9 protein-coding genes are annotated in these 13,252 nt (G+C 38.5%); all 9 read left to right on the top strand.

Annotated features, from left to right (window positions below; genetic code table 11):
* Positions 1 to 11 precede the first annotated feature (11 nt).
* The 9 genes from JIV24_RS08865 (at position 12) to JIV24_RS08825 (ending at position 13,249) form a co-directional block, all read left to right on the top strand.
* Entirely contained in the window at positions 12 to 1,187 is a 1,176-nt protein-coding gene (locus JIV24_RS08865) for a DUF1501 domain-containing protein (RefSeq protein WP_200464673.1), read from the top strand.
* A gap of 68 nt (positions 1,188 to 1,255) precedes the next feature.
* A complete protein-coding gene (locus JIV24_RS08860) occupies positions 1,256 to 2,254 on the top strand; it encodes a bifunctional heptose 7-phosphate kinase/heptose 1-phosphate adenyltransferase (protein ID WP_200464672.1) in 999 nt (332 codons plus the stop codon).
* 137 nt (positions 2,255 to 2,391) lie between these two features.
* Complete coding sequence (locus JIV24_RS08855) at positions 2,392 to 3,171, top strand: ParA family protein (RefSeq protein WP_200464671.1); 780 nt, start codon at positions 2,392 to 2,394, stop codon at positions 3,169 to 3,171.
* Between the two features lie 51 nt (positions 3,172 to 3,222).
* Entirely contained in the window at positions 3,223 to 4,107 is an 885-nt protein-coding gene (locus JIV24_RS08850; protein ID WP_200464670.1) for a ParB/RepB/Spo0J family partition protein, read from the top strand.
* 32 nt (positions 4,108 to 4,139) lie between these two features.
* Positions 4,140 to 4,796 carry a DUF5683 domain-containing protein gene (locus tag JIV24_RS08845; protein WP_200464669.1) on the top strand — a complete coding sequence of 219 codons (657 nt, stop codon included), beginning with the start codon at positions 4,140 to 4,142 and terminating at the stop codon, positions 4,794 to 4,796.
* Between the two features lie 7 nt (positions 4,797 to 4,803).
* Positions 4,804 to 6,345 carry a lytic transglycosylase domain-containing protein gene (locus tag JIV24_RS08840; RefSeq protein ID WP_200464668.1) on the top strand — a complete coding sequence of 514 codons (1,542 nt, stop codon included), beginning with the start codon at positions 4,804 to 4,806 and terminating at the stop codon, positions 6,343 to 6,345.
* 111 nt (positions 6,346 to 6,456) lie between these two features.
* Complete coding sequence (locus JIV24_RS08835; RefSeq protein WP_200464667.1) at positions 6,457 to 7,854, top strand: GDSL-type esterase/lipase family protein; 1,398 nt, start codon at positions 6,457 to 6,459, stop codon at positions 7,852 to 7,854.
* Positions 7,851 to 9,353, top strand: a complete 1,503-nt coding sequence (locus tag JIV24_RS08830; RefSeq protein WP_234445765.1) for an MBOAT family O-acyltransferase — start codon at positions 7,851 to 7,853, stop codon at positions 9,351 to 9,353. The genes JIV24_RS08835 and JIV24_RS08830 overlap by 4 nt, the downstream gene beginning before the upstream one ends.
* Before the next feature lie 110 nt (positions 9,354 to 9,463).
* A complete protein-coding gene (locus JIV24_RS08825) occupies positions 9,464 to 13,249 on the top strand; it encodes a sensor histidine kinase (RefSeq protein WP_200464666.1) in 3,786 nt (1,261 codons plus the stop codon).
* Positions 13,250 to 13,252 lie beyond the last annotated feature (3 nt).

The raw sequence follows: 13,252 nt of genomic DNA, 5'->3' as shown, positions 1-13,252 counted from the left end.
AATACAATAAGATGAAAAGAAGAGAATTTTTACATAAAAGTGCGATAGCAGGAACAACACTGATGCTCCCAGGTTTCTTGCAAGCATTTAACAAGCGTTCGCTAAATCTCAATCAAAACAAGCTAATTATTATTCAGCTGGCAGGAGGTAATGATGGGCTCAACACCATCACCCCCTATCGTTCAGATGATTATTATAAAAACAGACCATCCATATCACTGGCAAAGAATAAACTTTTAAAGGTGAATGATGAGACAGGCTTTCACCCATCATTACAGAATCTTGCTCAGATGTTTGAAAAGGGTGAAGTAAGTATTGTTAATCAGGTGGGCTACCCTAATCAAAACAAATCACATTTTAGAGCAAGTGATATTTGGCTAAGCGCCAGCGATTCACAAGAATACTTGCAGCACGGTTGGCTGGGGCGATATCTCGATGCGGAGTGTCAATCACCTCATGATGCTATTCAGTCGGGCACTCAACTCTCATTAGCCTTAAAAGGTGAAAAAAGTCTGGGTATGGCTTTTACCGATGCACGCCAATTATACACCATTAGCAACGAAAGTTTCATACATGAACTAAGTGCATCAACAAACGATAAAACAGGCGAGTTGGCCTATCTATATAAAACATTGACACAAACACAGCAATCTACCGAGTATATTTTCAACACTTCAAAAACCTATTCAACTAAAACAGAGTATCCCAAACACAAATTGGCACAATCGTTAAAAATGATTGCTTCATTAATTGGTTCAAACACTGAAACGCAGATTTATTACACTGAAATGGGTGGATTTGATACCCACACCAATCAAAATACACGACAACAACAATTACTCACACAGTTAGATGAAAGCCTGGCTGCTTTAAAAAAAGACTTACAACAATCCAATTCATGGCACAACACCCTTATCCTTGTATTCTCAGAATTTGGCAGGCGCATCTCTGAGAACGGCAGTAAAGGAACCGACCATGGTAAAGCAAATAATGTATGGTTATTGGGCGGACGATTAGCCAACCCGGGTTTTTACAATCCAATAAGCAATTTACAGCTGAGCGAAGACAACGACCTCCTGCATTCTGTTGATTTCCGCACAATATACTCATCGGTGATACATGACTGGCTGAAAAGCGATTATAAATCAATTGTTGGAACGCAATTCAAGCCCTTAAGCTTGATTTAAAACAAGGCTAATCACAGTTCTTTCATCAAGACTTTCAATTTTCTATCTTTGCTGCAAAATTAAAAGGCATGACAAGAAAGGAGCTGACTCAGGTTTTTGATGCATTTGACGATATGCACATATTAATTATTGGAGATGTAATGGTTGATTCGTACCTATGGGGAGATGTCAATCGCATTTCGCCAGAAGCTCCGGTGCCCATCATTGCCACTACTGGTCGTGAAAACCGACTAGGAGGAGCTGCCAATGTAGCCTTAAACATTCAATCATTAGGAGCCACACCGATTCTATGCTCGGTTATTGCTAACGATGAAGCAGGTGATATTTTTAAAAACTTGTTAGAAGAGAATAATTTACCTTCTCAAGGCATCGTCTCTGCCAGTCAGCGTAAGACAACGGTTAAGACTCGTATTATCAGTCAAAACCAACACTTATTACGTATCGACGAAGAAGAAAACACACCTTTAGATAGTGTTCTAGAAAAGAAACTTCAGGCCCACATTGAAGACTTACTGAATACCTATAAAATAGACGCCATCATCTTTGAAGATTACGACAAAGGGGTATTAACACCTGCTTCAATTCTAAAAACTGTTGAATTAGCACAAAATAAAGGCATCCCAACATTGGTCGATCCTAAAAAACGAAACTTCCTTGACTACAAAGGTGTCACATTCTTCAAACCTAACTTAAAGGAATTTAGAGAGGGAGCAAAAGTTGATGTTAGCAGTGACGATAAAGAAGGCATGCTGAACGCTACCAAACAATTTATTTCAGAACAGGGCATCCGCAATTTTATGGTTACCATGGCTGAAAAAGGTGTGATGATAATCAACAATAAAGAACATCATTTCATACCTGCTGAAGTGCGTGACATAGCTGATGTTTCGGGAGCTGGCGACACTGTTATTAGTGTGAGTGCCCTCTGTTTAGCATCGGCTTTGGAATCTAAACTGGTAGCCGGCATAGCCAATATGGCAGGAGGATTGGTTTGTGAACATCCGGGTGTTGTGCCAATTGACAAACAGGAGTTATTGGAGGAGTGCTTTATTAAGTTGACTAATTGATTACTAGAAAAAAATTGAAACATCAGGTATTTTTCTGCGTAGCTAGCCTATATATTTGAGAAAATTTTAACTTTGGCTTTCAGAAAATAAATAACCATTTTGTAGCCCTTAACTTCAATACTAAAAAACACCATAATATGGCGAAAATCATAGCTCTGGCAAACCAAAAAGGAGGCGTTGGAAAAACAACTACAGCAATTAACCTGGCTGCAAGCTTAGCTGTATTAGAATATAACGTTCTAATCGTTGACGCAGATCCTCAGGCAAATGCCACATCAGGACTTGGTTTTGATTTAAGAGAAGTTGAGAACAGTATATACGAATGTATTATTGATGGCACTGATCCCAGGGAAGCCACTCTTCAGACCGAAATAGAGCATTTGCACGTATTACCATCGCACATTGATTTGGTAGGTGCCGAAATTGAAATGCTTAATCTGCCTGAGAGAGAGAAAGTATTAAGCAAGGTGCTTGAACAAGTGCGCGACCAATATGATTTCATCCTGATTGACTGTTCACCGTCGCTAGGATTGATTACCGTTAACGCACTAACAGCTGCCGACTCGGTTATTATTCCTGTTCAATGTGAGTACTTTGCCTTAGAAGGATTAGGTAAATTATTAAACACTGTAAAAATAATTCAAAGCCGATTAAATCCTGAATTGGAGATTGAAGGTTTCCTATTAACCATGTACGATTCTCGCTTAAACCTGTCGAATCAGGTAGTAGAGGAAGTACAGCGTCATTTCCAGGATATGGTATTTGAAACATTGGTATCACGTAACATTAAGCTAAGTGAGGCGCCAAGTTATGGTAAAGCAGTAGTAATGTACGATGCTACATCAAAAGGTGCGGTTAATTATCTTAACTTAGCACGCGAACTTTTAAAGAAAAACAACCTGTCAGAAAAGAAATAAACTACTTATCAGACAGATAAATAATAGATTAGAACAAACGATAGATAAAAGATGGCAAGAAAAAACGCTTTAGGACGTGGATTGGGTGCATTAATTGAAAATGCTGATGAGGTAACTCAAAAAAGAGAAACCAAACCTGCTGCATCAATTAACGAAATTGATATTGCAAAAATTGAAGTTAACCCATGGCAGCCACGTACCAAATTTGATCAGGAGCGTTTAAATGAGTTATCCGAATCTATTAAGCAAATTGGTATTGTTCAGCCATTAACACTTCGAAGAATTGGTCCGGACAAATACCAGCTAATTGCTGGTGAACGTCGTTACAGAGCATCGAAACTTGCAGGCCTTACAAAGATTCCGGCATATGTAAGAACAGCTGACGATGACACCATGCTGGAGATGGCTTTGGTTGAAAATATTCAGCGTGAAGACCTTGACCCCATCGAAGTAGCGATTAGTTACCAACGCTTAATTGAAGAATGTAAGCTTACCCAGGAAAGTATGTCGGAGCGTGTTGGAAAGAAACGCTCTACAATTGCCAACTACCTGCGCTTACTAAAACTTCCGGCTGAGGTACAATTAGGCCTTGTTGAAAAACAAATTGGCATGGGGCATGCGCGCGCTATTATTAGCGTTGAAGACCCCAAAGCTCAATTGATGATATTTGACGAAACCGTTAAAAATGACCTATCTGTTCGTAAAGTTGAGCAAATGGTACGTGATTTAAACAATGGTGTCGATGAAAAAAAACCTTCCAAATCGAAAAAAAATCTACCTGAAGAATACGAGGCATTGAAATCTCAGTTGTCTACGTTCTTTAGAACGAACATCCAATTCTCTCGCACAGACAATGGGAAAGGAAAAATTGTTATTCCTTTTGGCTCTGACGATGACTTGGAAAAAATTATAAGCATTCTGGATAAAGCTAAATAATAGCTTTTTATTTGCTTAAAAGAAAAGACGATTTGACCACAACAAAACAATATTACAAATGGCTGTGGTGCTTTTTAGTGTTTATGACTTTCTCATTCTCACTCAAAGCACAACAAACAGACGCCTTTATCTCACAGGGTGATACGGCATTAATACAAGGCGAGATTATTGAAACGCCAGTGGTGGAAAAAAAGCATTCGCCGCACAAGGCTTCTTTTTATGCCGCTATATTGCCCGGCTTAGGTCAGGCCTACAATAAAAAATACTGGAAAATACCATTATTATATGCTGGTATTGGTGGTGTTGCATATGGTATTAGCTTCAATACTAAATATTACAACAAGTACAAATCTGCTTACCGCGATTTTATTATTCGGGACCCTGCCAATAAAAGTTATTTAGAATTTATCCCTCCAGGGCTTAGTGAGGAGCAGATATATGGCGAATACGAACAGTGGTTTGAAGAAGCCCTTAACAGCAAAAAGCAATATTACCGTCGTTATCGTGACTTAAGTTACATTGGTATGATAGGTATTTATGTTATACAAATAGTGGATGCCGCAGTAGATGCCCACTTCTACAATTTTGATATTAGTGATGATTTATCAATGGCTGTACAGCCGTCTATGATGGCACCAATGCCCGGAGACTTCGCAGGTGTTGGCCTTCAGTTGAAACTTAAATTTTAGTGATTTTATGCAAAAGGTGAAAGAGCTGGCTTTAATAGCCTGTATGGTAGTTGTTGGATTTGTTACAAATGCACAAAGTGATATTGATTCGCTCCCCGAAATAGATACGCCTCCTTATTTGGAAGAATGCCTTGATAGCCTTGTTAATCAGTGGTACATTAAAAAAACAGCTGATAATATCATTTTGGATTCTATTCCTGAAGGTACAACAGTCGGAAAACTACCCGATTCGGTATATATCAAACGCATTGAAGCCATTAGCTCGCCAATGCCTTACACCTATAACTCAATAGTAAGAGGCCACATCGAATTATATACGATTCGTCGTCGCGAACTGGTTCAAAACATGCTGGGATTATCGGAATATTACTTCCCGATGTTTGAGCAAGAGCTGGATGCGCGCCAAATGCCGATGGAACTTAAATATCTGCCCATCATTGAATCAGCTTTAAACCCTAAAGCCTATTCAAGAGCAGGTGCATCTGGTCTGTGGCAATTTATGTATTACACGGGCAAACAATACGGATTAACCATTAATTCATATGTGGATGAACGACGTGACCCATACAAATCGACCGTAGCTGCCATTGACTTCCTAGATGATTTATATGCGATATACAAAGATTGGTTTCTGGTAATTGCAGCTTATAACTGTGGCCCTGGAAACGTCAACAAAGCTATTCGTCGTTCGGGTGGTCATCGCGATTTCTGGAAGATATACTATCACCTTCCGCGCGAAACACGTGGTTATGTGCCCGCTTTTATCGCTGCTACCTATTCATTTATGTATGCCAAAGAGCATAACTTATATGCAAACCCTAATACACTGCCAGTTGTAACTGATACCATTGCCATTAATCAGCCTTTACACTTCAAGCAGGTAGCCGAGATGCTGGATGTTAAAGTTGATTACTTGCGTACATTAAATCCTCAGTACCGTAAAGATCTTATTCCAGCAGGTACTAATTATGCTTTACGCCTGACCATTAATGATGCATCGGACTTTGCAGCTATTGAGGATAGCATTTATGCACATAAGCGCGACACTTATTTTGTTAATGGTAAGTCAACCGTTAAACCACAATACACCGCCTATTCACCTGATACGCCTAAAAACAAAGCCACTGTATACTATACCGTTAAATCGGGTGATGCAGTTGGACTAATTGCTGATTGGTATGATGTTCGCACTTCTGACCTGAGGTACTGGAACAATGTCAGACGAAATGTGATTCGGGTTGGACAAAAGCTTAAGGTATATGTACCAAAGGACAAAACAGAATATTACAGTGCGATCAATGATATGTCGTATGCTCAAAAACAAAAATTGAGCAGTAAAACAGTAACATCAAACAGTGCTGCTCCCAAAAAGAATGAGCCAATTGATTCGAATTACGAATATTACACAGTTCGCTCTGGTGACAATCTCTGGACTATTGCTAAGAAATACCCTGGCATCTCAAATAAAAATATCATGAGCCTGAATGGCTTAAGTGAGTCATCAAAACTATGGGTTGGGCAGAAATTAAAAATAAGACCAAAATCATAAAGAAGCGTTAAGATAGTAAACCAAGGGGTGAGTATTACACAAGTAATATTCACCCCTTGTTCCGTTTATTATATGAATATTGTTTATTTTACAATTAAATTTCAACAATCTATGAACCAACAGCTTCGCATACTTATCTATTTTGTAATGATAGCAGGGCTGACTTTGGTTTTAACTAAATACGTCACATTCCCTTTTACGCCAGCCCAATGGCAATTACCTACGGCAGATCCTATTGATATTAAAGATGTCGATAGCACAGCTCTCATTTTGGAAGAAAACACTGACACAATAACTATTCCTCCCCAGGTAGAATTGAAAGATACGATCATTACCATCGCACATTTGAATTGCCCAACAGTCTTTCTTCAACAGCTTGATAATTTGCACCAACAACTATTGTCCTCAGCTGAAACAAAGCGAAACATCCGGATATTGCATTATGGCGATTCTCAAATTGAAGGCGACAGAATTACAGCCTATATTCGTGAATCCTTTCAAAGTCGTTTTGGAGGAAGTGGACCTGGTCTTACAACTATATATGACCCACAGCACATTAATCCTTCGGTATGGCTCGACAGTAAAGGTCATTGGAAAATTAATAGCATCTATAACCGTCGGTATCGTCTGCCTAGTAAAACCTATGGTCTAATGGGGCAAACTGCCACACTTCAGGCCAATTCCAATGGCCAATTTAAAATAAGCGCATCCCCATGGGCCGAGAAGCATGCCTCCCACTATCAAAAAGTTCGACTATTTATCGCACCACATGTCGATACTTTAATCATCAAGGGAAACATCAAAAACACAGAGGTCATTAATGATTCTATTGCTCCATCGAAAAATCTGACAGAGATAAACTGGGAATTTGAACAGCTATCGCCCACCTTAAAGTTTGAGCTATTTAGTAATGGCGACACTCATATTCTTGGTTGTGCATTAGATAGTACATCGGGTGTTTCGGTTGATAACATTGCATTGCGTGGGCAAAGTACCCCCTTGCTTCATCGCACTGATGGTGACTTATTCAAAGCAATGGGCGAGCACCTGGATATTGGCATGGTCTTTTTTCAGTTTGGCACCAACATTATCCCAACCGTTGCGCCTAATTATCATTTCTATAAAGTACAAATGGCAAAGCAATTTGACCTGTTAAAAACCTATTTACCAAATACTCCGGTTATCATCATTGGCCTCTCAGATGCAGCGCATGTCAACAATGGTCAACTTGAATCATACGCTCACCTTCATCGTATTAGAGATGCACAGAAAGAGATAGCCTTGGAATATGGCTTTGCATTCTTTGATCTTTATGAAGCGATGGGTGGCAAAGGCTCAATCATTGAATGGAGCCAGAAAAATCCACCATGGGCTTTAACTGATTACATTCACCTATCACGTAAAGGTGGTAAGCAGGCTGCTAATTTATTAACCACTGCACTTTGGAAACAGATGGAGCAGCTACAGTATGTCGATTCTATTTTATTTACTCAAACGCCACAATTATGATTGAGTTTATAAAAGAGTTGCTGGCACAATCCGATATTTTCCTATTTACACACATAGGGTTTTGGCTATTCTTTGGTGCCATTCTGATATTTAACTTTATACTTTACAAAAAAAGAATTGTTCGCATTGCTTTCCTCCTGATGGCCAGCCTATTCTTTTACTATAAGACCGGAGGTTACTTTTTTAGTCTATTAATTATATCTACCATTGTTGATTACAGCATCGGCAGAGCCTTACACTATAATTCAAGAAAAGCAATCCGGCGATTATTAGTAGGAATAAGTTTAATCATCAACTTGGGGGTACTGGGCTATTTCAAATACACCTATTTTCTGATTGATGTTTTTGAACAGTTTTACGCTACCGACATAAAGACCTATGATTTTCTTGCAGCTTTTTCAAATAATCTTTTTGGAACCAGTTTTAATATCGATAAGATAATTCTACCTGTCGGCATCTCATTTTTTACCTTTCAAACCATCAGTTACACCATTGATGTTTATCGCAAAGAGTTAAAACCGGTAACTAACATCGTCGATTTTGGCTTTTACGTATCCTTTTTTCCTCAGTTAATTGCCGGTCCAATTGTAAGAGCCAAACATTTTATCCCTCAGATATACAAACAATTGGTATTATCAGAAAAATGGATTTGGTGGTCAATCCTTTTAATTATAGGCGGCCTATTTAAAAAGATGCTGATTTCCGATTTCCTGTCAGTTAATCTGGTCGACAGAGTTTTTGAGCACCCTATTTCGTATTCAGGTTTTGAAATAATACTTGCCATTTATGCCTATACACTTCAGATCTACTGCGACTTTTCTGGCTATACCGACATTGCTCTTGGTGTAGCATTATTATTAGGCTTCCGCCTGCCCAAAAACTTTAACCACCCTTATAAAGCCATATCATTATCCGACTTCTGGAGGCGCTGGCACATGAGCTTATCAAGTTGGTTGCGCGATTACTTATATATCCCATTAGGAGGAAATCGAAAAGGAAATTTAAGAACTCTTATCAACCTTATGCTAACAATGTTATTAGGTGGGCTATGGCATGGCGCAGCCTTAAAATACATTGTTTGGGGTGGATTGCACGGTTTTGGCTTAATGATGAATCGCCTGATTAACGGATTCATAAAAAAGGATTATCTCCTATTAAAACCCATCGGATGGTTTATCACTTTTAACTTCGTGGCCTTTACATGGATTATTTTCAGGGTTGATTCTTTGCATAACCTGCAGATTATTCTCGATCGTATTCATCGTGCCTTTATGCCTTTTAGCATGTGGGCTGTTCTAAGTTCAATACCATATCTTTTAGCCTTACTTCTGATAGGTTACTTGTTACATTGGTTACCCGAACGTTTCCTTAAGAGAAGTAAAATTCGATTCATTAAGGCCCCCTTGTTAGTTAAAATCATATTTACATCTATCACGCTATATTTAATCTATACGCTTCACCAAAGCACCTTACTGCCTTTTATCTATTTCCGCTTCTAAAGTATTAATTAACAACAATATTGCATTTCCAGGCAATTAATAGCTAATTAATAAAAGTCATTTGTGAAGCTTATAGTAAAACGGTATATTTATCAGGTAATAACAAACCCATGAGACAGTCCTTAATAATCACACTAATATTTTGGCTGGTTTTTCAATTTAGTGAAGCACAACATTTCCACTTTAAGCAGTACTCTTTGGAAGAAGGGTTGCCGCAGTCGGAAGTTGCTTCTATGGCTGAAGACCAGTTTGGCTACTTATGGGTGGGGACAAATGGTGGTGGACTGTGTCGCTTCAACGGTAAAAATTTTGAGGTATATACCAAAAAGGATGGTTTATTTGATAATATCATATTGGGCATCATCCATGATAGTGACTACAACTTATGGGTTGCTAACCCCAAAGGCATTCAACGATACGATGGATTAAAGTTCAATCCTGTTCTTTCATCGGATACTACCATTTTTACCGATAATGTTACTTTTTGCGAAACTCTTGACGGCAGTATCTGGTGTCTTGCCCGGATGATTTCTGGTGAACGACGCCTCTATAAAGTAGAACACTCTAAAGTGATCGATATGACCGAATCACTCAAAGAGCAACTAATCGAAAAAGGTCCCATCTATAAAATATTACCTGACAGTAAAAATGGTTTGTTACTCGCCACATCAAAGCAACTTCTGATATTACAAAACAATACATTAGAACCTTATGACAATGGCCTTATAGCTAAAGATAAGCGCGTATTTCGCTATCCTTTATTTAGAGATAGGAACAACCACCTTTGGCTTTCGCTAATGGGGCCAGGTGATGAGCATCAGTTAATTATTCACATCGATGGCAAAGGCGATAAAGTCATTAAAGTGCCCGATGAAATAGCCCAATCAGTTATTTTTAAAGGCTTTCAAGATAGAGAAGGCACCTATTGGTTCATATTAGAAAATGGAGGAGTTGCCAAATTCAGCAAAAAAGAGGGGTGGCAACATTTCAATAAAAATAACGGCCTGCCAATTAACATGGTATTTAACATCTTGCAAGATGCCGAAGGGAACATTTGGCTCGGTACGCTCGGTGCGGGATTAGTAAGGTATAGTGGTAATTTATTTGTATCGTTAAATCGAAGCAATGGTTTAACCGATGATATTATTCGTTCCATCTATCAGGATTCTAAAGGCACCTATTATTTAGCCGATAGCGAAGGTGGTTTTAACACCTTAAAAAACCAAACGATTAAACAGTACCCAAACAATAAATTACCAGATTTAGCAGCCATCAAAGAATTTTATGAGCTTAGTAATGGCAACATTCTAATGGCGACAATGAATGGCCTGTGGGAATTTAATGGCTCGAAAATGCATCCGGTTAATGAACAATACGGATGGAAAAAGGATCAGCCAATCAGTGATATTGTTGTTCAGAAAGACACTTTCTTTTTTGCCACCTACAAACATGGGATTATTAAAAGCCACAAAGGGAAAGCAACATTCTACAACACCTATAACTCAAATATGCAGGATAATACCATCTTTCATATTTATTCTGATAGTAAAAACCGATTATGGCTTTCATCAGGCAGAGGCATTACATTGTATGACAAGGGAAAGTTTAGTCAATTTACCGAAGGACAACAAATTGCGTCTTCATATATCTTACAAAGTACCGAAGATAAAGCCGGAAACATTTGGTTTGCCACATACACAAACGGCTTAATTAGGTATGATGGAGAAAACTGGAAAGTATTTGATACTGAAAAAGGATTGTCGAGCGACAATATCTATTCAGTCATTTCAGATATAGATGGAAATGTATTTGCCGGTGCTCAAAATGGTATCGATAAAATAAGTATTTCCACTTCTGGAAGTGTTATTGATGTAATCCATTACGACAAGCACGATGGATTTATTGGGATAGAAAATAATGGCACTGCCAATTTGCTTGACAATGAAGGGCATTTATGGTTTGGCACCATAAAAGGGGCAATGCGATACAACCCAATGGAAAAACGCACAAATTTTTTAGCGCCTAATATTTACATCAGAGATATTGAATTGTCATACAAACGTCCTGACTGGCAATCGAAGGAATACACAAGTGCTTTTGACTCTATTGTACCATGGTTTGGCATTCCTGACAGGTTAAACCTCTCAAGTTCTGACAGTAATATCTCATTTACATTTGATGCACTTTGTTATTCTGTTCCTGAAAAGATTAAATACCGATGGCGACTTGAACCAATTGAAACAGAATGGATAGAAGGCTCAAGCAACACAGTAGCTTATCCATCTTTACCTTCAGGCGATTATACCTTTAGAGTAAGTGCTGCCAACAATAGCAATATCTGGAATGAAGAGGGTGCTATTTATGAATTCAGCATCCATCCGGAATGGTATCGAACAACTTCCTTTAGGGCACTCATTATTGTGTTGATAATGGGACTTCTTGCTGCATTAATTATTTCGTGGCAACAGCGAACAAAAGCGCTTCGCTTTGAACTGGAAACGTTAATCAGTTCTAAAACAAAAGAGATTAACCTTCAGAAGAAAGAGATTTCGCTTCAAAATGAGAAGCTAAAACAACAGAATAGTAAAATTGAGAAACAAGCAAAATCCATTTCCAGTTCACTGACTGATTTAGAGAAACTGACAGAGATAGGCAAAATTCTGACTGCCAATTTGTCAACTGACAGTATATTTGATCTGGTATATAAGGCAGCGAGTGAGATTATGGATACCTACTTGTTTGGCGTAGGGCTTTATGTACAAAAGACCAACTCACTTGACTTTAACAATGTTATCTTAAAAGGTGAGCGAATGCCTTTTTTAACCTTCCCGCTTGATGATGTTGAACGGCTGGCGATACATAGCCTAATCAAGGATAAGGAAATATTTATCAACGACTTTGACAATGAGTATAAGAACTATGTGCAAGAGATACGTCCTGTTCCAGGTGATATTAACAGTCAGTCAATAATCTACATTCCTCTTAAAGTCAATGGCGCTCCTTTTGGGGTTATTACTGTTCAAAGCGCTGATAAAAAAGCCTACAGTTCGTATCACCTGAATTTCATGCGCAATATTAGCATATACACCAGTATTGCCTGGGAGAATGCCAATGCTTTCAGCAGATTAGAAGAGCAACAACTATCGCTTGAAGAGATTAACAAGAATGCTTTTGAGCAAAATCAGCTGATACTGAAGCAACAAAGTGATGTTGACCGATTAAATCAGGAAAACAACCACCTAATCTCACTCTTTACAAAGGAGATTGAGCGACCAATTACATCATCTGTAGCCTTAATCAGTAGCCTTAAAAATGAGGACAATATTGAAGAAGCGGAAAAAGATGAAGCATTACAGTATGTGTTTGACGCCTTATGGCAAATTAAAGAAATGGTGAATCAGGTAAGTGAGATTAAGCGACTCGAAAAAAGCACATTTGCCATTAACAAAAGTCAATTTCCAGTATCGAAGCTGATGCAGGAAGTGGCGGCTCAATACACAAATACACTGACCGAAAGAGAAATAAATATCCAATGGGAAATTAGTGAGGTAATCGTAGAGTCTGACTATACGATATTAGAGAAGATATTATCAAACCTTCTTTCAAATGCTATTAAGTTTTCACCAGACGAATCGAATATAACCATTACCATCTCTTCTGAAGATGAGGATGTAAGCATAAGCATCGGTGATGAGGGTCCCGGAATTGAAGAATCCCTTATCCCGGATTTATTTACCAAATACAAAAAAGTACAAGCGAGTAATAAGCCAGGCACAGCATCATCAGGCCTTGGATTGTACATCGTAAAACGTTACCTCGATAACATTAGTGGCTCCATTAATTGTGCAAGCACAGTTGGCGAAGGAACGACGTTTAATGTTCATCTGCCAAAATAATAA

Origin of the sequence: Carboxylicivirga marina, assembly GCF_016612505.1 — a bacterium.
Classification (GTDB): domain Bacteria; phylum Bacteroidota; class Bacteroidia; order Bacteroidales; family Marinilabiliaceae; genus Carboxylicivirga; species Carboxylicivirga marina.
Note: the sequence above shows the minus strand (reverse complement) of the source record. Positions and strands in the feature narration are given on the sequence as shown.